Raw genomic sequence first — 21,333 nt, 5'->3', positions numbered from 1 at the left:
GGGCTTTTTCATTGGCGGCGGTGGTCAATCACCGTCCCACGCATACAATGTTTCAGAGCAAGTTTCGTGCCTTTATGACATTGCCCTCCATCCCCACATTCCCCACCCTTCGTCGCCTCGGCCGCCTGGCCTTCGGCGCGCTGTTGCTGGCCGGAGCCGCCTCCGGCGCCCTGGCTGAAACCGCCGACCGCACCAAGCCGATGAACATCGAGTCCGACTCGATGCGCTACGACGACCTGAAACAGACCAGCGTGTTCACCGGCAACGTGCTGGTCACGAAGGGCACGATCATCATCCGCGGTGCGCGGCTGGACGTGCGCCAGGACGCCGAGGGCTACCAGTACGGCGTGGTCACGGCGGCGCCCGGCAAGCTGGCCTATTACAAGCAGAAGCGCAACGCCGGCGACGAGTGGATCGAGGGCGAGTCGGAAGTCATCGAGTACGACAGCCGCGCCGACAACGTCAAGTTCATCCGCCGCGCCGTCATGCGCCGGCTGATCGGTGCCACGGCCAACGACGAGAGCAGCGGCGCGCTGATCGTCTACGACCAGAGCAACGACACCTACACCGTCAACGGCTCCCTCGTGCCGCCGAACGCCGGCGTCTCGGCGGGCGGCGGTGGCCGCGTGAAGGCCATCCTCACGCCGAAGGCCACGCCGGCCCCGGCGGCAGGGGGCGCCGCACCGGCAGCGGGCGGCAAGAAGCCCGCGGCCCCGGCGCCTACCCCCGCGCCCGGCGCCGGGCTGCGCCCCAGCACCACGCTGGGCGGCACCGAAGGGGAAGGGCGCAAGTGATCGAAACCGCAGGAACCCCGCCCGCCGACGGCGTCCCGGGCAGCCGCCTCGTGGCGCGCGGCCTCAAGAAGAGCTACGGCAGCCGCACGGTCGTCAAAGACGTCTCGCTCGATGTGCAGAAGGGCGAAGTCGTCGGACTGCTCGGCCCCAACGGCGCGGGCAAGACCACCTCGTTCTACATGATCGTCGGGCTGGTACGCGCCGACGCCGGCGAGATCACCATCGACGGCGAGCCCATCGCCCACATGCCGATCCACCGCCGCGCGCGCATGGGCCTGAGCTACCTGCCGCAGGAAGCGTCGATCTTCCGCAAGCTCACGGTCGAGGAAAACGTGCGTGCCGTGCTCGAGCTGCAGCGCGAGCCCGACGCCAATGGTCGTCTGGTGGCGCTGTCGAAGCAGCACATCGACGAGCGCCTGACCGACCTGCTGGCCGACCTGCGCGTCGACCACCTGCGCGATTCGCCTGCGCTCGCACTGTCGGGCGGCGAGCGCCGTCGCGTCGAAATCGCGCGCGCGCTGGCCACCCAGCCGCGCTTCATCCTGCTGGACGAGCCCTTCGCCGGCATCGACCCGATCGCGGTGATCGAGATCCAGCGGATCATCAGCTTCCTGAAAGAGCGCGGCATCGGCGTGCTCATCACCGACCACAACGTGCGTGAAACGCTGGGCATCTGCGATCACGCGTTCATCATCAGCGACGGGCACGTGCTGGCACAAGGCACACCCTCGGAGATCGTCGACAACGCCGAGGTACGCAGGGTGTACCTGGGCGAGCACTTCCGCATGTAAGGGAGGGGCGGGTCTCCATGAAGCAAGGGCTGTCCCTTCGCGTCTCGCAGCATCTGGCGCTGACGCCACAGCTGCAGCAGTCCATTCGCCTGCTTCAGCTCTCCACGCTCGAACTGAGCCAGGAGGTGGAGCAGATGCTGGATGAGAACCCGTTCCTCGAACGCACCGCGGAAGAAGCGGCGCGCGAGGAGTTCGGGCTCGATGCTGTCGACACGCCCGTGCCGCGCGACGATGGGGGTGAAACCGGCGAAGGCGATTTCGCCCCGGCGCCGACCAGCAGCGCGACGACCACCGCCAGCGAAACCACGTCCACGCCCGACTCCGACGGCCCCGCCGCCGAGATCACCGAGCGCGAGCCCGACTGGGAAGGCGACGGCACCGTCGAGATGGCACCCGACGACAGCGAGTGGGGCAGCGATGCACCCGCACGCCAGAACAACCTGGGCGACGACGAACGTGCCGACGCCACCGAACTCGCGCGCAGCCAGGAGTCGCTGCAGTCCTTCCTGCACCGCCAGGCGTTGAGCCTGCGGCTGAACGAGAACGATTGCGCCGCGCTGCGCTTTTTGATCGAATCGCTCAACGACGACGGCTACCTCGAAGACTCGCTGCCCGCGCTGGCCTCGGGCCTGGCGGGCGACGACAACGACCAGTTCGACGACCTCGTGCACCACTTCCAGGTGGCGCTGGGCCTGCTGCAGAGCCTGGAGCCCGCCGGTGTCGGCGCGCGCGACCTCGGCGAATGCCTGAGCATCCAGCTGAAGGCGCTCGCCAGCGAAGACGAGACCGAGGCCGAAGCGCTCATCCGCAAGACCGCCATCGCGATCTGCAAGCAGCCGATGGAGCTGCTCGCGCGGCGCGACTTCAAGCGCCTGGCCACGCTCACGCGCACGAACGAAGAGCTGGTGCGTTCGGCGCTGCAGATCATTGCGCGCCTGGAGCCCAAGCCGGGCCGCCGCTTCGTGGACGTCGAGCGCAACATCGTCATTCCCGACGTGATCGTCACGAAGACCGGCCGCGGCACCAACATCAAGTTCCGCGTCATGCTGAACCCCGAGGTCATGCCGCGCCTGCGCGTGCACGACATCTACGCCGGTGCGCTCAAGTCGCACAAGGGCGAGGGCAGCCAGGCGCTGTCGCAGCGGCTGCAGGAGGCGCGCTGGTTCATCAAGAACATCCAGCAGCGCTTCGACACCATCCTGCGCGTGAGCAACGCCATCGTCGAGCGGCAGAAGAGCTACTTCGTGCACGGCGAGCTGGCCATGCGCCCGCTGGTGCTGCGCGAGATCGCCGACGAACTCGGCCTGCACGAATCGACCATCTCGCGCGTGACCACCGCCAAGTACATGTCGACGCCCTTCGGCACGGTCGAGCTCAAGTACTTCTTCGGTTCGGCGCTGGGCACCGAGACCGGCGGCAACGCGTCGAGCACTGCGGTGCGCGCGCTCATCAAGCAGTTCGTGAGTTCCGAGAGCATCAAGAAGCCGCTGTCCGACAGCCAGATCTCCGAGATGCTGAAAGAGCAGGGCATCGAGTGCGCGCGCCGCACCGTCGCCAAGTACCGCGAAGCGCTGCGCATCGCGCCGGCCAACCTGCGCAAGGCCCTGTAGAAGACCGACGATGACGAGCCGCCTGCTGTCGCGCTGTGGGCATGGGGTGGTCGTCATCGCGGCGGCGCTGCTGTTTGCCGGCTGCGCCACGCTGCCCGACGAGGCCCCGCGCCCGCCCACCAAGGCCATCGCCGTCTCGGCCGACACCGCGCTCGGCAAGATCGCGCTGGCCTCGCAGCCCGACCCCGACCTCAGCGGCTTTCGCCTGATGCCCGGCGGCGACTTCGCCTTCGACACGCGGCTGCAGCTGGCGCGCCGCGCGCAGCGCACGCTCGACGTGCAGTACTACCAGATCGAGAACGACGAGACCGGCCGCTACCTGCTGCGCACCCTGCGCGATGCCGCCCAGCGCGGCGTGCGCGTGCGCCTGTTGATGGACGACCTGTACACCTCGGGCGAAGACGAGCTGCTGCTCGGCCTGGCCGCCACGCCGAACGTCGAGCTGCGCCTGTTCAACCCGTTCCCGGCCGGGCGCGGCAGCCTGCTCAAGCGCTTCACCGCGTCGCTGTTCGACTTCAGCCGCGTCAACCGCCGCATGCACAACAAGCTCTTCATCGCCGACGGCGCGATGGCGGTGGCGGGCGGGCGCAACATCGGCAACCAGTACTTCCGCCGCACCACCGGCCCGAACTTCATCGACCTCGACACCTTCGTCACGGGCGCGCTGATCCCGCGCCTGGGCGTGCTGTTCGACCAGTACTGGAACAGCCCGCACGTGCGCCCGATCGGCGCGGTCGTGCACACCGACCTGCCGCGCGAAGAACTGCAGCGCCGCTTCGACGCCGCCACCGGCCCCGACACCACGCCGCCGCCGCCCAAACCTGCGCCCAACGACCTGCTCGGCTACAGCCCGGTGGCCGACGACCTCGACGCCGGCAAGCTCGGCCTGATCTGGACCACCGCCGAGGCGTATGCCGATTCGCCCGACCGCGTGATCGGCAAGACCGCGTCGTACGGCGGCGTGCCGCTGCTCGACGTCGACAGCGTGCGCTACAACGTGGTCGAGCAGATGCGCCGCGCGCGCAGCGAGGTGACGCTGGTCTCGCCCTACCTGATCCCGGGCGCGTCGGGGCTGGAGGTGATGCGCGAGATCCGCGGGCGCAACGTGAAGATCAGCGTGGTCACCAACTCGCTCGCCGCCACCGACGAGCCGCTGGTCCACACCGCCTACCGCCGCTACCGCGCCGACATGCTGGCGCTGGGCGCCGAGCTGCACGAGCTGAGTTCCGCGCGCACGCGGCGCAGCGTGCGGCTCGGTTTGTTCGGCACGTCGGTGGGGCGGCTGCACGCCAAGTCGGCGGTGATCGACCAGCGCATCCTGTTCGTCGGCTCGATGAATTTCGATCCGCGCTCCGAGATCCACAACACCGAGATCGGCCTGTTCATCCGCAGCCCCGAGATGGCGCAGCAGACCCTGAAGCTGCTCGACGTGCTCAAGCAGCAGGGCGCCTACCGGCTGCGCTTTGCCGAAGGCGCCGATGCGGGAGCCAGCGGCTCGCGGCGCATCGAGTGGGTCAGCGAGGAAGGTGGCAAGACCACCGTGCTGCACGAAGAACCCGACTCGGGCTTCTGGGACCGCACGATGCTCGAGCTGCTGGCGCCGCTCACGCCCGAGAGCCTGCTGTAGCGGCTCAGGTGCCGCGCACCGCCGACCACACCAGCCGCAGGCCCAGCAGGCCCATCACGCCGCCGGCGGCGCGGTCGATCCAGGTCTTGTAGCGCAGGTAGGCCGCGCGCGGCGCGGCCGAGGACAGCGCCAGCGCGACGATCGCGTACCAGCCCGTCTCGATGCAGAAGATCACGGCCGGCACCGCGAGCGCCAGCACCAGTGGCACCTCGCGCGGCAGGAAGGCCGCGAAGATGCTCGCGTACACCACCGCCGTCTTGGGGTTGCTGACCTGCGTGGCCAGGCCGAGCAGGAAGGTGCGTCCGCTGCGGCCTTGGCTGCGGGGCGAGGCGTCCGTGTCGGGCGTGATCGCGAGCGGCTGGCGCGCGCCGCGCCAGATGCGAAAGCCCAGGTAGATCAGGTACGCGCCGCCGAAGGCCTTGATCGCGAGGTACAGGCCCGGCACCGCGAGGAACGCAGCCTGCAGCCCGGCCAGCGCCGCGATGGAGAACGCCAGCCCGCCGGCGCCCATGCCCAGGGCCGCCGCCAGCCCGTCGCTGCGCGAGGCCACGGCGGTGCGCGCCACCATCACGAAGCTTGGGCCGGGGCTCATCGCGCCGACGGCCATGGCGCCGGCGATGCCGAGCAGGGAAAGGGTGGTGTCCATCATCGCGTGGCTCCTTGCGTCGTCGTCATTGCTGCACGTTCACGGCTTCGACCTGCACCAGCAGCTTCACCTTGTTCTCGAAGCCGAAGTTCAGGCCCCAGGTGATGCCCCAGTCGCTGCGCTGCACGGTGGCCTCGAAGTCGCCGCCGCAGACCTGGCGGTTGATGAGCGGGTTCAGGTAGCAGTTGAAGCGCACGGCCTTCAGCGTCACCGGCTTGGTCTGGCCCATGAGCGTGAGCGTGCCGGGCACGTCGGTCACCTTGTCGCCGCTGAAGTCGATGCGCTCGGCCACGAAGCGGCCGGTGGGGAATTCGGCCACGTTGAAGAAGTCCTTGCTCTGCACGTGGCGGTTGAGCAGGTCGACGCCGGTGTTGATGGAGCTGATGTCCATCGTGATGTCGACCTTGCCGCTGGCGCCGGTGCCGTCGATCTGCACCGAGCCGTCCTTGGTGCTGAAGCGGCCGCGGTTGGTGGTGGTGCCGTAGTGGCCCATCTCGTACATGACGAAGGTGTGGGTCGGGTCGATCACGTAGCTGGCGTTCTTGGCCGGCCCGCCCGCGGGCTTGGCTGCCAGCGGCGGCGCCGTGTATTCCTGGGCCGTGGCGGCCAGGGGCAGGGCCGCGCCCGCGCACAGGGCCGCGGCGAAGAAGAGCTTGTTCATGGCAAGGGAAGAGAGATGCATGGGAAATGAAATCGTCGTCACAGCGGCCCGAGGCCCGCGAGCGTCAGCTTGAAGCGCACTTGCACCTCGTTGCCGACCACCGAGGTGTCGGTCCATTCGCCGTCGCCCACCTTGTAGTCGAGCCGCTGGATCGTGAGCGTGCCCGTGGCGACCGAATAGGCGCCGCCCGACGACACGATGCTCACGGGCACCGTCACGTACTTGCTGACGCCCTTGATGGTGAGCTTGCCGGCCATCTCGAAGCGGCCCTCGCCCAGCGCCTTGATGGCGCTGGAGCGGAAGCTGGCCTGCGGGAAATGCGCGGTGTCGAACCAGGTCGGCTTGGGCAGTTCGGCATCGCTCATGGGCACGCCGAAGCCGGCGCTGGCGGTGTCGATCTGCAGCACGACCGAGCCGCCCTCGGGCTTCTTCGGGTCGAAGGCGACCTGCGCGTCGAAGCGCTTGAAGCTGCCTTCCACCGGCACGCCCATCTGCTTGCTGACGAAGGCGATCTGGCTCTTCTCGGGCACCAGCTTCGCGGTGGTGGCCGGCATGGGCTCGGCCGCGGCGTGCAGCGCGAGGCCGAAGAGGGCGGCGGTGCCCCACAAAAGACGGGTCGTCATCCGGCGGATTCCTTGCGTGGCGCGGGCCACATGCGTTGCAACAGACCGTCGTGGTCGATCCAGTGGTGCTTGAGCGCCGCCGCCACGTGCAGCAGCGTGACGCCGGCCAGCAGGAAGGCGCTGCGCTGGTGCAGCGGCTTGAGCACGGCTTCGGCGAAGTCCTTGTCGACCGTCACCAGGTCGGGCAGCGGCAGCAGGCCGAACCACACGACCGGCACGCCCATGCCCGAGCTGTAGGCCCAGCCGAACAGCGGGACCGCGAAGAACAGCAGGTACATCAGCGCATGGCTGATGCGGTGCGCGGCCCGCTGCCAGGCCGGCATGGCCGCCAGCACCCGCGCCGACAGCGGCGGCGGGCGGTGCGTGAGGCGCCACAGCAACCGCAGCGCCGACAGCAGGAGGATGGTGATGCCGGCCCACTTGTGCCAGCTGTAGAGCTTCAGGCGCTGCGGCGAGAAGGGCAGGCCCGTCATGTAGAGCCCGACGCCGAGCGAGCCGACGATCATCGCCGCGAGCAGCCAATGCAGGGCCATCGCGACCCGCCCGTAGCGGGGCTCGCGCAGGGCGGCGGCGCCAACGGCAGGAGCGGGAAGGGGTTCGACGGGCATCGGGGCAGGGGCGGCGGCGGCCTGTGCGCGGAGCATAGCTCGGAAGCGATGACACCGCAGCGGGGCCGGCCCGCGCCGAGCGCTACGACGGCGACGGCGGTTGTTGCTGCTGCTGCTGCTGCTGGGCTCGCAGCAGCACGCGCCGCAGCGCGTCCGGCTGCACCGGCTTGCGCAGCGCGTGCCAGCCGCGCGCGGCGGCCAGCTGCTGCGTGGCTTCGGTGATGTCGGCCGAGATCAGCGCGATCGTCAGCGCGGGCTTGCGCTGCGCCAGCCGCTCGGCCAGCGCGATGCCGTTGAACGCGCCGGGCAGGCGGATGTCGCACAGCGCCGCGTCGAGTGCGTCCAGGTCGGCCAGCGCGAGCGCCTCGGCGGCGCTGGCGTAGATGCGCGGCGCCACGTGCCAGTGCCGCAGCAGCGCCGAGAGGCTGTCGGCCACCACGATGTTGTCCTCGACCACCAGCACGGCCAGGCCGGGGCGCAGCACAGCGTCGGGCTCGTCCAGCGCCACCGCGGGCGCAGGCGCCGGCACGGCCGCCGCACCGGGGCGGGCCGCCGGCAGCTCGAAGCTGAAGACCGAGCCCTTGCCCGGCGCCGAGCGCAGCGCGACCTCGATGCCCAGCTGCCCCGCCAGCCGCCGCACGATCGCCAGCCCCAGGCCGTGGCCGTGCTGCAGGTTGCGCTCCACGTTGCCGACCTGCTCGAAGTCGTCGAACACGCGCGTCTGCGATTCGGCCGCGATGCCGATGCCGCTGTCGCGCACCTCGACGCGCCAGGCGCGCCCGGTGTCCGTGCCGGGCCGGCGGCGTGCCCGCACGGCCAGCAGCACGCGCCCGCGCGGCGTGAACTTGAGGGCGTTGTCCAGCAGGTTGGAGAGCACGCGGCGCAGCGCCACGGCATCGGTCCAGGCCACCGCATCGGTCGGGCAGCGCACCGCGACGCGGCCTTCGCCGGCCTGGCGCGCCAGCTCGTTCAGCAGCGGCGCGAGCGCCACCGCCGCCGGGCGCAGCGGATCGACCGCGGCCTCGATGCGGCCGATCTCGAGCAGCTGGTTGGTCAGGCCCTCGAGCGCCTGCTGCGCGCGCGAGAGCGAGGCCACCGTGTGCTGCACCGCCGCGCTGTCGGTGCCGTGCTGCAGCTGCTGGCGCAGCACCTCGGCCTGCAGCCCGATGGCCATCACCGGCTGGCGCAGGTCGTGGTTGGCCGCCGAGAAGAAGCGCAGCCGCTCGGCCTGGGCCTGCTCGGAGGCGCGCAGGCCGGCCAGCGCCTGCTCGCGCAGCGTGCGCTCGTTCAGGCGCAGGCCGATGTTCTCCTCGAGCTGGCGCGAATGGTCGGCCACCAGCTTCCACATCATCGCGGTCAGGCCGATGCCGATCACCGCGACCGCCATCATCACCGGCGCCCCGAGCCACAGGCCCGTGACGATCACCGGCGCCAGCAGCAGCGTGATGGCCAGCTGCGTGGCCGGCGTGTAGAACGACACCGAGAACGCCGACGACAGCGTCATGCCCATGAGGATGAGGCCCAGCAGCAGTTGCAGGTCGGGCCGCTCGGGGTTGAACAGCAGCACGCCCGCCAGGCCGTGCGCCAGCTCCCAGATGGCCGTGCGCAGCGTGTGCTGGCGCTGCGCGGCGCGCAGGGTGGCGGGGGTGAAGGGCTCGGGCAGGCGCTGGGGAAAGAAGCCGCGCATCACCGTGACGCCGGTGACCAGCGCCAGCCAGACCAGCGCGCGCAGCGGCGAGAACTGCCAGGCGAAGAGCGCTGCCACGCCGCAGTTGAGCAGGTACTGCACCAGCAGCACCGGCCCGAGCGGGCGGATCGACAACCGCAGCACTTCGCACTGGATCGCGAAGCGGTGGTCGCCGTCGCGGGCGTCTGCCGGGGGGGCCGCGGGGGCGGGGGTGGGCGTCATGGGCAAATCGACTATATAGAGAAGGCCCCAGCCCCGGCGACAATGGGGGCCCTTAGCGGGCTTCCCGATGGCCGACTTTCCGTGAACGATCTCTCATTTTTCCTGCCTTGCGCCGCCGGCGTCGAGGAATTCCTTGCCCAGGAGGTGCATGCCCTGACCGGCCGTGCCGGGCAGGACCTGCTCACCCTGCGCGGCGGCGTGCGCGTGCGCGCCGACTGGCGTGACGGCCTCAAGCTCAACCTGCACAGCCGGCTCGCGCAGCGCGTGCTGGTCGAACTGGCCCACGGGCCCTACCGCAACGAGAACGACCTGTACGCCATCGCCAACGGCGTGGCCTGGGAGATCTGGTTCACGCCCAAGCAGACCTTCAAGATCGAGACCACGGCCCAGCACAGCCCGCTGCAGAGCCTGAACTTCGCCACCCTGCGCATCAAGGACGCCGTGGCCGACCGCTTCCGCGCCAAGGCGAACGGCGTGCGCCCGAGCATCGAGACCCAGTGGCCCGACTGCCGCATCTTTGCGCACCTGACCACCGACAGCTGCACGCTGTACATCGACACCTCGGGCGAGCCGCTGTTCAAGCGCGGCTGGCGCCAGGACAAGGGCGACGCCCCGCTGAAGGAAACCCTGGCCGCCGCCATGCTGGCCGCCAGCGGCTGGTGGAACCCCGAGACCGGTGAGGTCGCCAAGGCCCCGCTGTACGACCCCTGCTGCGGCAGCGGCACCATCGCCATCGAGGCCGCGCAGATCGCCAGCGGCATCGCGGCGGGCTCGCTGCGGCGCTTCGGCTTCGAGAAGCTGCTGCCGTTCCAGGCGCACGTCTGGGCGGCCATCAAGAATGAAGCGGCCAACGCGCAGCATGCGAGCGACGTCGCCGTCTTCGGCTCCGACGTGTCGCACCGCATGGTCGACTTTGCCGAGCGCAACGCCGAACGCGCGGGCGTGGCCGGCGCCATCGAGTTCCGCGGCGGCGACGCCCTGCAGCGCATGCCGCCGGCCGAGGGCGGCGTGATCATGCTCAACCCGCCGTACGGCGAGCGCATCGAGGTCGGCGGCGTGGCCCGCTTCGGCGCCCGCGAAGCCGCCCAGACCCCGGGCGATGGCGAAGGCGGCGACGGCGGCGACTTCTTTCCGCAGCTCGCCACCCACTGGAAGAAAAACTACGCGGGCTGGACCGCCTGGGTGCTCACGCCCGACCTGAAGCTGCCCAAGCAGATGCGCCTGAAGGAGTCGCGCCGCGTGCCGATGTGGAACGGCCCCATCGAATGCCGGCTGTTCCGCTTCGACATGGTGCGGGGCTCGAACCGGGCGGCGCCGCCAGACGCCTAGGACTGCAGCTTCAGGCCTGCAATGCCCAGGAAGATCAGCGCGATGCACACCAGCCGCAGCGGCGCGGCGCTTTCCTGGAAAAAGAAGATGCCGATCAGCGTGACGCCGATGGCGCCGATGCCGGTCCAGATCGCGTAGGCCGTCCCGACCGGCAGCGTCTTCATCGCGGCGGTGAGCAGCACGATGCTCGCCAGCGCGGCGCCCAGGCCCAGCGCGCCGGCGCCGGGGCGCTCCCAGCCCGCCGCGGCCTTCAGCGCGAGGGCCATCACGATCTCCACCAGTCCGGCGGCAAGCAGAAGAAACCAGGCCATGGCGTTCGCTCCCTTCACAGCAGCTTGATGATGGCCACGCCGAGCAGCAGCACGGCCACGCCCGCCATGCGCAGGCCCGACACCGGGCGCTGCGGCAGCCGGAACCAGCCGTAGAGGTCGACGAACACCGACGCCACCTGCTGCCCCGCCACCGTCAGCCCGACCGCGGCCGCGGCGCCGATGGCCGGGATCGCCGTGAACACCGTCGTCACATAGGCCGCGCCCGCAAAACCGCCGAGCCAGCCCCACCACGGCATGCTGCGCAGCGCGGTGCCTTGTGGTGCAGTGGCCGCGGGCGCCCGCCGGAACAGCGTGACCAGCAGCAGCGCCAGGGCCATCGCCAGCGTCGCCACGAAGAAGCTCACCGCGCCCACCGCGAAGGGTGCGCCCAGGTCCTGCCGCAACAGGCCGTTGACCACGCCCTGCACCGGCAGCACTGCGCCCGCCAGCAGCGCCAGCACGATCCAGCCCGCCTTGCCCGCGAGCGCCTGGCGCAGGCTGTCGGCCTGCCCGGCGACGATGGCCCCGGCCCCGAGCAGCACCGCCAGCGTGCCGCCGGCCATGGCCGGCGTCAGCGCCTTCGGGGCCACGCCGAGCAGGCCGAAGGTGTCGAGCGCGAACGAGGCCAGCATCTGCCCCGCGATGAACAGGCCGACCGCCACCACCGCGCCCAGGCGCGGGAACAGCAGGATGGTCGAGACCACGTAGAAGGCGCTGGCCGTGCCACCGATCACATGCCACCACGGCACGCCCGGCAGGCCGGCCAGCGCCGTCAGCGTGCCCGTGGCGAGCGCCACCGCCAGCAGGGCCAGCGTGCCGACCGACAGCTGCAAGGTCGTGGCGGTGAAAGGGCTGCCCGTGGCCTTGGAGAGCTGGGCGTTGGCGCCGGCCTGCACCGCGAGCAGGCCTCCGGCGACGAGCGAGGCGGGAATGAAAAACGCGTCCATGGGGGGGCGACCTCCGTGTGGTGTGGATGCGGGGCGGGCGAATCGCGGCCCCTTGCGGACGACTGTAGGATCGGCACATTTGCAAAGCCATTCGAAAAAATCGCATCCGGGGTATGCATAAATGCAGGACACAGACTGGGACGACTTTCGCGTGTTCCTGGCCGTCGGTCAGGCCGGCTCGCTCTCCGGCGCGGCGCGGCAACTGGGCGTGAACCACTCCACCGTGCTGCGGCGCCTGGGCGCGCTCGAGGCGCGCATGGCGGTGCGCCTGTTCGACCGCCTGCCCGCCGGCTATGCGATGACGCTGGCCGGCGAGGCGCTGCGCGAGCGCCTGCAGGGCGTGGGCGAGCAGATCGACGCCGCGCAGCGCCACCTCATGGGGCTCGACCTGCGGCTGACCGGCGTCATCCGCATCACCAGCACCGACACCTTCATGGCCGGGCTGCTCGGGCCGATCCTGGCGGACTTCCGGGCACTGCACCCGGGCATCGAGCTGCAGGTGGTGATGAACAACCTCTTCCTGAGCCTGACCAAGCGCGAGGCCGACGTGGCGATCCGCCCGACCAACGCCCCGCCGGACCACCTGGTCGGGCGCCGCGCGGGGCGCCTGCAGACGGCGGTGTACGCATCGAAGGCCTACCTCGCGAAGCACCCGGCGACGACACCGCTGGCTGCGCACGACTGGGTCGCGCCCGACGAAGGCCTGTCGCACCTGCTGCAGGCCAAGTGGCTGCGTGAACAGGTGCCGCCGGCGCGGATCGCGGCGCGCGTCGACAGCCTCGTCGGCATGACGCAGCTCGTGAAGCGCGGCCTGGGCCTGGGCATGCTCCTGTGCATGCTGGCCGACGCGGAAGACGAGCTGGTGCAGGTCGAGCCGCCGAGGGAGGCGCTCGACACGCAGGTCTGGGTGCTGACGCATCCCGACCTGAAAGAGGTGGCGCGGATCAAGGCCTTCACCGACTTCGCCTACGCGCGGCTCGTCGCGGACGCGAAGGTGCTGGCGATGCCTTCGGGGCGGCCGGCGGCCCGCTAGAAGCCCGGGCGCCGCATGGTGCAACATCGGCGCTCGACCGTTTTCACGCCACCCATGACCTTGCCTGCCTCCGACCTCGTCGTCATCGACACCAACATCGCCCTCGATCTGCTGGTCTTCGAAGACCCGGCCTGGGCGCCGCTGGTCGACGACCTCGCACGCGGCGCGCTGCGCTGGCTGGCCACGCCCGCGATGCGCAGCGAACTGGAACGTGTGCTCGGCTATCCGCTGATCGCTCGGCGCATGGCGCAGCGCGAGCTGACGATTCCGGTGGTGCTCGCGGATTTCGATGCGCGCGTGCAGCTGGTGACCGAGGTGCCGGCGCGCGCGCCCTGCGTGTGCAGCGACCCGGACGACCAGGTGTTCATCGACCTGTCCGTGGCGCACGGGGCGCAGCTGTTCAGCAAGGACAAGGCGGTGCTGTCGATGAAGAAGCGGCTGGCGCTGCGCGGGGTGGCGGTGCGCTCGGCGCTGGCCTAGGCCACGCCGGTCCGTCTCAGGCCTTGTTCAGCTCGTACCACTGCCCCAGCAGGCGCGCGACGGCCCGCACGCGCTGCGTATCCCGCCCCCAGCGCCGGCTGCCCGGCAGCTTCTGCGCCCACTTCATGCGCCGCGCCGCGTTCGCGATGCGCTCGCGCACTTCCTCGTCCACCTCCGCCAGCGCCGCGTGCCAGTGCTGGCCCGCCGCCTGCGGCGCGGCGGCCTCGAGCATCATGGCCGTGGAGTGCAGGTAGCTCAGCCAGTCGCGGGCCTGGCATTCGGCCAGGGTCATGACCTCGGAGGGGTCGTCCTCGAAATCGATGTAGCCGATCACGCCGTCGGGGCACTGCACGAGGTTGCGGTCGAAGGCCTGGCTCAGGTGCTGGCCGCACAGGTGCACGGCGGCAATGGCGGCCAGGCCCTCGCGCCACACGGCGAGCAGGGCGGCGGGGCCGGCGGCGGCGGCCTGGTCGATGCGCTCCTGCAGCACCACGGTGGCACGGCCGCTTTCGCCGAGGTCGGAAATCAGCAGCCCGTCGGCCTGCTGCGCCAGCACGATCGGCACGCGCAGACCTGCGGCGGCCAGTTGCTTCAGGCGCCGTGCCTCGGTGGCGATGGCGGCTTCGCCGCCCGGATTGGGCACGGGCTTGATCACGTCGAGGCCGGCCAGCCGCGCGGCCAGTGCCATCACGCGATAGCCCCATTTGCCGTGGCGCGGGCCGGCCTTCTTGAGCCAGACGCGTTCGCTGCCGAAGCGGTGGCTGGCCACGTTCTTGGCCTGCCTGGGCAGGGTGACACGCAGGAACTCGGCGTAGTCGCCGGGCGCCGAGCCCGGGGCGTCGTCGAGCGGCGCGGGCGCCGATGCGGCGCCCCGTTGGCTGTGCAGGCGCGTCGCGGCGCCTCCTCGTCTCAGTGGATTCATGCGGCCATGGCGAAGCCCGGCGCCAGCAGCCCGTGCGGGCCCTGCGTCACGGGCTGGAAACTCTGTGCACTGGCCAGCGGCCAGTAGGTGCGGAAAACGGTGTGCTGGTTGTCCAGCGGCCCGAGCAGCGCGCCGGGCTGCACCTGCATCACCAGGTTGCTCAGCAGGCGCACCTCGGTGTCGGAGATGCGGCGCACGATGTGGTGCGCGGTGATCTGCTGCGGGTGGTCCAGGCCCGCGGCCTGCACCAGCTCCTGCAGCGCATGCAGCGTGCTGCGGTGGAAGTTGCGCACGCGGTCGGCCTTGGTCGGCACCACCAGCGCCTGCTGGCGCACCGGGTCCTGCGTGGTCACGCCGGTGGGGCAGTGGCCGGTGTGGCAGCTCTGCGCCTGGATGCAGCCCAGCGCCATCATGAAACCGCGCGCCGCGTTGCACCAGTCGGCGCCCAGCGCCATCATGCGGGCCACGTCGAAGGCGGTGATCACCTTGGCGGCGCAGCCGATCTTGATGCGGTGGCGCAGGTTCACGCCGATCAGCGTGTTGTGCACCAGCAGCAGGCCTTCCTGCAGCGGTGCGCCCACGTGGTCGCTGAACTCGACCGGCGCCGCGCCCGTGCCGCCCTCGGCGCCGTCGACCACGATGAAGTCGGGCGTGATGCCGGTGGCCTGCATCGCCTTGACGATGCCGAACCATTCCCACGGGTGGCCCAGGCAGAACTTGAAGCCGGTCGGCTTGCCGCCCGACAGCTCGCGCAGCTTCGCGACGAAATGCATCATCTCGGTCGGCGTGGAGAACGCGCTGTGCGACGAGGGCGAGACGCAGTCCACGCCCACCGGCACGCCGCGCGCCGCCGCGATCTCGGGCGTGACCTTGGCCGCTGGCAGCACGCCGCCGTGCCCCGGCTTGGCGCCTTGGCTCAGCTTGATCTCGATCATCTTCACCTGCGGGTCGCGCGCGTTGGCGGTGAAGCGTTCGGCGTTGAAGGTGCCGTCGTCGTTGCGGCAGCCGAAGTAGCCCGAACCGATTTCCCAGATCAGGTCGCCGCCGTGCACGCGGTGGTGCTGCGAGATCGAGCCCTCGCCGGTGTCGTGCGCAAAGCCGCCCATCTGGGCGCCCTGGTTGAGCGCGAGGATGGCGTTGGCCGACAGCGCGCCGAAGCTCATCGCCGAGATGTTGAACACGCTCGCGCTGTACGGCTGCGTGCAGACCTGCGCCGGATTCGCATCGGCCGGCTGCGGCGTGCCGCCGATCACGATGCGGAAATCGTGGTTCGCCAGCTTGGTGGGCTGCATCGAGTGGTTGATCCACTCGTAGCCCGCGGCCGACACGTTCAGCTGCGTGCCGAAGGGCCGATTGTCGGGCTCGCCCTTGGCGCGCTGGTACACCAGCGAGCGCTGGGCGCGCGAGAACGGCGCGGCCTCGGCGTCGCTCTCGATGAAGTACTGGCGGATCTCGGGGCGGATGAATTCGAGCAGAAAGCGCAGGTGCCCGATGACCGGGTAGTTGCGCAGGATGGCGTGGCGCGCCTGGCGCAGGTCGTGCACGCCGGTGCCCGTGAGCACCGCGAAAGCGGCCACGCCGATCCACGCGAGCCACAGGTGCGGCGAGGCCAGAACCAGCGCCAGGCAGGCGACCAGACCCAGCACACACAGGGCGAACGCGCTGTAGCGTGCGGGAAACGGAATAATCGTGGGCATAGTCATCAGATGTCGGCTGGAGCCTGCTGCATCATAGAGGGCTGCCCCCAACCTGCCATGACTGCTGCCATGACGACCACACCCGACACCCCCGATACCCCTGACACCGCCCTGGCCGCCTCCTCGCAAGCCCTGGGCCCCGACGATTTCGACGCCCTCGACACCGCGCTCGACGCCATGCGCGAGCACGACGAAGAAATTCCCCAGTGGGAGTTCTGCGAAGGCTTCATGGCCGCGCTGATCTGCACGCGCCGCCCCATCGACCCCACCGAATACTGGCCCGTGCTGCTGGGCGACCACTTCGTGCCGGCCCAGCACATGGAGTTCGTCTGGAACTGGAAGCGCCGCTGGCGCGAGATCGAGGAGGGCCTCGACGCCCCCGTCGAATCGCTCGAGGACGAGCGCAGCTGGCAACCCGAGGTGCTCGACACCCGCGGCGCCATCGCCTCGCTGCCCGAGGAAGAGCGCGCCGAGATGGCCGCCGAAGAGATTCCCTCCTTCGCCCAGGTCTGGGCGCTGGGCTTCATGTACGCGGTCGAGAACTGGCCCGAAGACTGGGCCGCCCCGCGCGACAAGGAAGCCGCGCAGATGCTCGACGACGCGCTCGACAACCTCGTCGCGCTGACCGAGGACGACACCGCCAAGCCCACGCTGTCGATGTACGACGAGAACGGCCCGCCCAGCGTGAGCCAGCAGCGCCTGGACGACTTCGGCGCCGCGATCTGGGCGGTGTACGACCTGCGCCAGCTCTGGAAGAGCCTGGGCCCGAAGGTCGAGACGATCCGCAAGGAAGCCGAACCCGGCCGCAACGATCCGTGCCCTTGCGGCAGTGGAAAGAAGTACAAGAAGTGCCACGGGGCATGAGCACACGTTTGTCCGCGGTAGTCCCGGCATGAGTGCCCTCGCGCCGGCGCAGTGCCCTGCCGCGCAACCCCTGACGCCGCAGGCGGCATGGGTCATGGTCCTCGCGCTCTGCGCCGGGGTTGCGCTCAGCCAGGCGTTCCGCACCGTCGGCGCCATCATGGCCAGCCCGCTGCAAGCGGACTTTCATCTCTCCGCCCAGGCCCTCGGGATCTTCTCGGGGGCTTTTCACTTTGCGTTCGGCGCGATGCAGCTCTTCATGGGCATCGGCATCGACCTGCACGGCGTGCGCCGCACCGTGCTGGTGGCCTTTCCGGTCGCGATCGCGGGCGCGCTGCTGTCGGCCGTGTCGCCGAACTACCTCGTGCTGGTGGCCGGGCAGGCGCTGATCGGCGTCGGCTGCGCACCGGCCTTCCTGGTGTGCACCGTGTTCATCGCGCGGCACTTCCCGGCGGCGCGTTTCGCCACCGTGTCGGGCCTGGTGCTGGCCATCGGCGGCTTGGGCATGCTGGCCACCGGCACGCCGCTCGCGTGGCTGGTGCAGGCGTATTCGTGGCGCGCGGGCTTCCTGGTGCTCGCCTTGGCATCGGCACTGGCTTGGCTCGCGATCTGGCGCTGGGTGCACGAGCCCGCATCGGCCGTGCCGCAGAAGAAAGAGTCGATTCCCGAAGCCGTGCGCCAGTTCGGCGCGCTGTTCGCCATGCCGCACACGCTGGGCATCATGGTGCTGGGCGCGGTGACCTATGCGGCCTTCATCTCGCTGCGCGGACTGTGGCTGGGCCCGCTGATGATGGAGCGCCACGGCTACTCGCTGGTGCAAAGCGGCAACGTCGCGCTCGTGGTGTCGGTGATCGCGCTGTTCGGCTCGCCGCTGTTCGGCCGCTTCGACCGCGACGGCGCCGCGCGCCGCCGCTGGATCGTGGCCTGCGGCCTTCTCTACGCCGGCCTGTTCGCGCTCATCGCCGTGGCGCATTCCGCCTGGCTGGACATCGCGGGCATGGTGCTCATCGGCGTGCTCTCGGGCTTCATCGTCTGGCAGTACGCCGACGTGCGCGTGGCCTACCCGGCCGCGCTCACGGGCCGCGCGATGGCCGTCTTCACCATGGCGATGTTCCTGGGCGTCGCGTTCATGCAGTGGGGCACGGGCGTGGCGGCCTCGGTGGCCGCGGCGCACGGCGGAGATCCGCTGACCGCCGTGCTGGCGGTCATTGCCGCGCTGCTGGTGATCGGCATCGCCGCCTTCGCGTGGCTGCCCGCTCCCAAATCTACCGCTGCCTGATCGTGGAACACCGAGGAACCGGCTTTGCCGGGCCTCTGGTGTTGCCCCCGGTAGGGGGTTGGCGAAGCGACACGAAGTGCGCGCAGCCTGGGGGCGAGCCTGGTTCTAGATCTTGAAGGCGCGCTGGATGTCCGGGCGCACCAGGTCGGCGTACTCGCGATGCTTGCGGATGTAGCCCGCGATGAACTGGCATACCGGAATCACATGCCGCCCGGCGGCGCGCGCCTCGTCGAGCACGTGCCTCGCGATGCCCGAGCCCACGCCCTTGCCTTCATGCTCGGGCAGCACCTCGGTGTGCGTGAACATGATCGCGTCGGTCAGCAGGTTGTACTCGGCATAGGCCGCGAGCTTGCCGTCGAGCGCGGCTTCGTAGCGGTGCTGAGCTTCGTTGTTCGTGAAGGTGAGGGCGGTCGAAGAAGAAGTGGTCATGAGGGTTGGCGTGCAAGAAAAGTGGCGAGGTTGGCGGCGGCGGTGGCGCGCACCTTGTTGCGCAGCATCGGCGTCCAGCCCAGCAGCAGGCCCGGCGTGCCCAGCGCCTGCCGCGACCAGGTCCAGAACGGAAAGCTGTCGCGGTGCGTGGCGATCAGGCCGTCGGGCGTGAAGGTGAAGCGTGCGTCGATGCTGTTGTCGACCAGCCGGCCGGTGGCACTGAAGCGGTAGTGCGCGTCCCAGTGCGCGCTGCCCGTGCGGCCATCGGCCTGCACGTCGCGCCAGCTCAGGCGCCACGCGTCGGCGCCCTTGGCCTTGGTGGCCTCGCAGAGCATGCGCCACATGCCGCCGATCTCGCGCCGGCCGCGCAGCGAAAAGGCCTCGTCGTCGAACACCGCGTCGGGCGCGTAGCAGGCGGCCATGGTGGCGGCGTCGAGCTTGGAGAACGCGCTGTAGAAGCGCTCGATGGTCGGGGCGTGGGTGGCTGCGGTCATGGGGCCTCGCGGTGGTGGTGTCAGATCATCGCCGGGATGCGGCGCGCAAGGAAGCGCATGGGTGATTCGGGGCGTCCCGCATTAACATGCGCCCCGATGCCGGTCCTCGGAGGGCCGGCGCCCTGGCGGGGTCAAAAAATAGAACCACAGTCGCTCCGCCCGTCGCACGCAACCCAAGGGGACGCATCCATGGCCGAGGTGATCAACGACTGGCAGTTCGTCGAGGCCGTCATGGCCGCCCGCACGCTCGAGGAGGTCGCGCAGGTCAACCGCCGCGCGATGCGGGCGATGGGTTTCAACCACGGGGCCTACGTGCTCAAGCGCCCGGTGCCCGCGCCCCGTGCCGATGCGCCCGCGCAGGACGCGCTGCTGTTCTTCCACGAGCTGCCCCCCGAGTGGGCCCGCAGCCGCTACGAGTCGCTGCGCAGCAGCGCCGGCGAACAGGCCGACGCCCGCGTGCAGCATGTGCGCGCCGGCATGCCGGCCACCGCCTGGAGCTGGCTCGGGCAGGTGAGCCACACGCGCGCCGACATCGGGCAGCGCGCCCGCGGCCTGCTGCGCAGCGCGGGTGAGCACGGGCTGAAGGCGGGGCTGACCGTGCCGCTGTGGACGCCCGGCATCGACTGGGCTTTCATGACCCTGACCACCGACGCCACCGCCGACCTGCGCGAACTGCGTGCAACCTTGGCGCCGATGAACTACTTCGCCTCCTGCCTGCATTCGACCGTGCGCCGGCTGCAGGGCGACGCGAAGGTGCCGGTGCTGAGCGCGCGCCAGCGCGAGGTGCTGCACTGGGTGGCCGTCGGCAAGTCGACCTGGGAAATCTCCGAGATCCTGCACATCAGCGAGCGCACCGTGTACTTCCACCTCGTGGGCGCTGCCCGCAAGCTCGACACGCAGGGCCGCACCGCCACCTGCGCGCGGGCCCTGGCGCTGGGCCTGCTCACGCCCTGAGCCGACCCACCCCTGTCGGAAACGACAGGGGGGCCGCGTGGCGCCGCGCGGCGCGGTGCTGCAATCGGCCACGGGCAGGCCGTGTGTCACGCGCCCGATGCTTCAACCGATCGAGCCCATGAGAGAACGCAGAAATTTCGTGCGCCTGCTGGGCGGCGGCCTCGCGGTGGCGGCGGGCGCCACGGCTCTGGCCACCTGGTGGCTGCACGCCGACGTGCCGGCCGCCGCCTTCGAGATCTGGAACGGCCCGGGCGACGAGCCCGACGTGCGCAAGCGCGCCGTCGCCTATGCCGTCACCGCGCCCACGGCCTACAACGGCCAGCCGTGGCGGGTCGACCTGCGCGAGCCCGACGCCATCGTGCTGCACACCGACCGCGCCCGCGGGCAGCCCGCCACCGACCCCTTCGGCCGCCAGCTGATGATCGGCCACGGCGCGTTCATCGAGCTGCTGGTGATGGCGCTGGCCCAGCAGGGCGTGCAGGCGCGCGTGCGGCTGTGGCCACAGGGCGAGCTGGTGGGCGATGCGCCGCAACAGTGGCCCGACCTGCCGGTGGCGCGCCTCACGCTGTCGCGCGGCGGCACGCCCGATCCGCTGTTCGCACAGGTGCTGCGCCGGCGCACGCCCAAGCAGCGCTTCGACACCGGCCGCGCGGTGTCGGCCGACATGCTGCAGGGGCTCACCGCAGCCGTGGCTTCGGGGGCGGGCGGGGGCGTGCAATCGGCCGGCACGGTCGACATGGCCCGCGTGCTGCCGCTGCGCAAGCTGTGCGCGGCGGCGGCGCGCGTGGAACTGGTCACGCCCCACACCGCGCGCGAGAACCTGCGCCTGCTGCGCATCGGGCCGCAGGAAATCCTGGCGCACCGCGACGGCTTCTCGCTCAACGACCCGGCGCTGCGCATGGCGGTCGCGCTGGGTCGCTTCGACCGCGAGGTGCCGGCCGCCGAAGACAGCCTGTCGTTCCGCCAGACGCTGCGGATGTTCGAGGACCAGGCCCACACGGCGATGGGCTTCGTCTGGATCAGCACCGGCGGCAACAGCCGCAGCGAGCAGATCGCCGCGGGCCGCGCCTACGTGCGCCAGCAGCTGCGCGCGACCGACCTGGGCCTGGGCATGCAGCCGATGAGCCAGCCGCTCGAGGAGTTTGCGGAGATGGCGCCGCACCACGCGGCGGCGCACGACATGCTGATCGGCGCCGCGCCCTCGCGCCATGCGCGCAGCCCGACCGTGCAGATGATGTGCCGCCTGGGCTTTCCGACAGCGCCGGTGCCGCCCGCGCCGCGCCGGCCGGTCGGCGATTTCATGCAGGCCTGAAGCGCCCGCGCGGCGG

At 70.6% G+C, this 21,333-nt stretch carries 22 protein-coding genes; 11 read left to right on the top strand and 11 right to left on the bottom strand.

What is annotated here, in order from left to right; translation table 11 throughout:
• The first annotated feature begins 74 nt into the window (after window positions 1-74).
• Genes lptA through AC07Q9_RS21920 form a run of 4 tightly spaced genes read left to right on the top strand, consistent with a single transcriptional unit; the run spans window position 75 to window position 4,822 of the window.
• Complete coding sequence (gene lptA, locus AC07Q9_RS21935) at window positions 75-794, top strand: lipopolysaccharide transport periplasmic protein LptA (protein WP_307697036.1); 720 nt, start codon at window positions 75-77, stop codon at window positions 792-794.
• Window positions 791-1,585 (top strand): LPS export ABC transporter ATP-binding protein, encoded by a 795-nt coding sequence (gene lptB / locus AC07Q9_RS21930; RefSeq protein ID WP_099794768.1) that lies wholly within the window; start codon window positions 791-793, stop codon window positions 1,583-1,585. Before lptA ends, lptB begins: the two co-directional genes overlap by 4 nt.
• A 17-nt stretch (window positions 1,586-1,602) precedes the next feature.
• Entirely contained in the window at window positions 1,603-3,195 is a 1,593-nt protein-coding gene (gene rpoN, locus AC07Q9_RS21925) for an RNA polymerase factor sigma-54 (protein ID WP_489059960.1), read from the top strand.
• A gap of 10 nt (window positions 3,196-3,205) precedes the next feature.
• On the top strand, window positions 3,206-4,822 hold the full coding sequence (locus AC07Q9_RS21920; RefSeq protein ID WP_495311779.1) for a phospholipase D family protein: 1,617 nt from the start codon (window positions 3,206-3,208) through the stop codon (window positions 4,820-4,822).
• Between the two features lie 4 nt (window positions 4,823-4,826).
• Here the strand turns inward: AC07Q9_RS21920 and AC07Q9_RS21915 are convergent, their stop codons facing one another.
• The 5 genes from AC07Q9_RS21915 to AC07Q9_RS21895 all read right to left on the bottom strand — a co-directional run bounded on the left by AC07Q9_RS21915 (window position 4,827) and on the right by AC07Q9_RS21895 (window position 9,269).
• Window positions 4,827-5,471 (bottom strand): LysE family translocator, encoded by a 645-nt coding sequence (locus AC07Q9_RS21915; protein ID WP_489059956.1) that lies wholly within the window; start codon window positions 5,469-5,471, stop codon window positions 4,827-4,829.
• Between the two features lie 22 nt (window positions 5,472-5,493).
• Window positions 5,494-6,129, bottom strand: coding sequence for a YceI family protein (locus tag AC07Q9_RS21910; RefSeq protein ID WP_489060380.1), 636 nt, complete (start codon window positions 6,127-6,129; stop codon window positions 5,494-5,496).
• 38 nt (window positions 6,130-6,167) lie between these two features.
• Window positions 6,168-6,752, bottom strand: a complete 585-nt coding sequence (locus AC07Q9_RS21905; protein ID WP_495311778.1) for a YceI family protein — start codon at window positions 6,750-6,752, stop codon at window positions 6,168-6,170.
• Window positions 6,749-7,360 (bottom strand): cytochrome b, encoded by a 612-nt coding sequence (locus tag AC07Q9_RS21900; RefSeq protein ID WP_495302244.1) that lies wholly within the window; start codon window positions 7,358-7,360, stop codon window positions 6,749-6,751. Before AC07Q9_RS21900 ends, AC07Q9_RS21905 begins: the two co-directional genes overlap by 4 nt.
• 82 nt (window positions 7,361-7,442) lie before the next feature.
• Window positions 7,443-9,269, bottom strand: coding sequence for a sensor histidine kinase (locus AC07Q9_RS21895; protein WP_495311777.1), 1,827 nt, complete (start codon window positions 9,267-9,269; stop codon window positions 7,443-7,445).
• A gap of 81 nt (window positions 9,270-9,350) precedes the next feature.
• Here AC07Q9_RS21895 and AC07Q9_RS21890 point away from each other — a divergent pair, with 81 nt between their 5' ends.
• A complete protein-coding gene (locus AC07Q9_RS21890) occupies window positions 9,351-10,598 on the top strand; it encodes a THUMP domain-containing class I SAM-dependent RNA methyltransferase (protein ID WP_495311776.1) in 1,248 nt (415 codons plus the stop codon).
• Here the strand turns inward: AC07Q9_RS21890 and AC07Q9_RS21885 are convergent.
• Both AC07Q9_RS21885 and AC07Q9_RS21880 read right to left on the bottom strand, forming a co-directional pair.
• Entirely contained in the window at window positions 10,595-10,909 is a 315-nt protein-coding gene (locus tag AC07Q9_RS21885; protein ID WP_062480310.1) for a DMT family transporter, read from the bottom strand. The two genes, AC07Q9_RS21890 and AC07Q9_RS21885, sit on opposite strands and share 4 nt — an antisense overlap.
• Window positions 10,910-10,923: 14 nt before the next feature.
• Window positions 10,924-11,856: a DMT family transporter gene (locus tag AC07Q9_RS21880; RefSeq protein ID WP_495311775.1), complete on the bottom strand. Its 933-nt coding sequence runs from the start codon at window positions 11,854-11,856 to the stop codon at window positions 10,924-10,926.
• Window positions 11,857-11,977: 121 nt separating this feature from the next.
• On the opposite strand from AC07Q9_RS21880, the gene AC07Q9_RS21875 reads away from it, so the two are divergent.
• Both AC07Q9_RS21875 and AC07Q9_RS21870 read left to right on the top strand, forming a co-directional pair.
• Window positions 11,978-12,889 (top strand): LysR family transcriptional regulator, encoded by a 912-nt coding sequence (locus AC07Q9_RS21875; RefSeq protein WP_495311774.1) that lies wholly within the window; start codon window positions 11,978-11,980, stop codon window positions 12,887-12,889.
• Window positions 12,890-12,943: 54 nt separating this feature from the next.
• Window positions 12,944-13,369, top strand: a complete 426-nt coding sequence (locus AC07Q9_RS21870; protein ID WP_139702167.1) for a PIN domain-containing protein — start codon at window positions 12,944-12,946, stop codon at window positions 13,367-13,369.
• A 16-nt stretch (window positions 13,370-13,385) separates the two neighbouring features.
• Here the strand turns inward: AC07Q9_RS21870 and AC07Q9_RS21865 are convergent, their stop codons facing one another.
• Both AC07Q9_RS21865 and AC07Q9_RS21860 read right to left on the bottom strand, forming a co-directional pair.
• Complete coding sequence (locus AC07Q9_RS21865; protein WP_495311773.1) at window positions 13,386-14,291, bottom strand: BUD32 family EKC/KEOPS complex subunit; 906 nt, start codon at window positions 14,289-14,291, stop codon at window positions 13,386-13,388.
• The gene (locus tag AC07Q9_RS21860; RefSeq protein WP_492683596.1) at window positions 14,288-15,988 is read right to left on the bottom strand and encodes an FMN-binding glutamate synthase family protein; all 1,701 of its coding nucleotides are present in this window, start codon (window positions 15,986-15,988) and stop codon (window positions 14,288-14,290) included. Before AC07Q9_RS21860 ends, AC07Q9_RS21865 begins: the two co-directional genes overlap by 4 nt.
• Before the next feature lie 69 nt (window positions 15,989-16,057).
• On the opposite strand from AC07Q9_RS21860, the gene AC07Q9_RS21855 reads away from it, so the two are divergent.
• Window positions 16,058-16,852: a UPF0149 family protein gene (locus tag AC07Q9_RS21855; RefSeq protein ID WP_492683587.1), complete on the top strand. Its 795-nt coding sequence runs from the start codon at window positions 16,058-16,060 to the stop codon at window positions 16,850-16,852.
• A 94-nt stretch (window positions 16,853-16,946) separates the two neighbouring features.
• Complete coding sequence (locus tag AC07Q9_RS21850; protein ID WP_495311772.1) at window positions 16,947-18,128, top strand: MFS transporter; 1,182 nt, start codon at window positions 16,947-16,949, stop codon at window positions 18,126-18,128.
• A gap of 105 nt (window positions 18,129-18,233) precedes the next feature.
• On the opposite strand, the gene AC07Q9_RS21845 is transcribed toward AC07Q9_RS21850, so the two are convergent.
• Window positions 18,234-18,557 carry a GNAT family N-acetyltransferase gene (locus AC07Q9_RS21845; protein ID WP_070063748.1) on the bottom strand — a complete coding sequence of 108 codons (324 nt, stop codon included), beginning with the start codon at window positions 18,555-18,557 and terminating at the stop codon, window positions 18,234-18,236.
• A complete protein-coding gene (locus AC07Q9_RS21840) occupies window positions 18,554-19,051 on the bottom strand; it encodes a nuclear transport factor 2 family protein (protein WP_495311771.1) in 498 nt (165 codons plus the stop codon). The genes AC07Q9_RS21845 and AC07Q9_RS21840 overlap by 4 nt, the downstream gene beginning before the upstream one ends.
• Before the next feature lie 189 nt (window positions 19,052-19,240).
• Between AC07Q9_RS21840 and AC07Q9_RS21835 the strand changes: the two genes are divergently transcribed.
• Window positions 19,241-20,005, top strand: coding sequence for a helix-turn-helix transcriptional regulator (locus AC07Q9_RS21835; protein ID WP_495311770.1), 765 nt, complete (start codon window positions 19,241-19,243; stop codon window positions 20,003-20,005).
• A gap of 118 nt (window positions 20,006-20,123) precedes the next feature.
• Complete coding sequence (locus AC07Q9_RS21830) at window positions 20,124-21,317, top strand: Acg family FMN-binding oxidoreductase (protein ID WP_495311769.1); 1,194 nt, start codon at window positions 20,124-20,126, stop codon at window positions 21,315-21,317.
• Window positions 21,318-21,333: the final 16 nt, after the last annotated feature.

The organism is Variovorax sp. GW821-FHT09A10, assembly GCF_059418385.1.
Note: the sequence above shows the minus strand (reverse complement) of the source record. Positions and strands in the feature narration are given on the sequence as shown.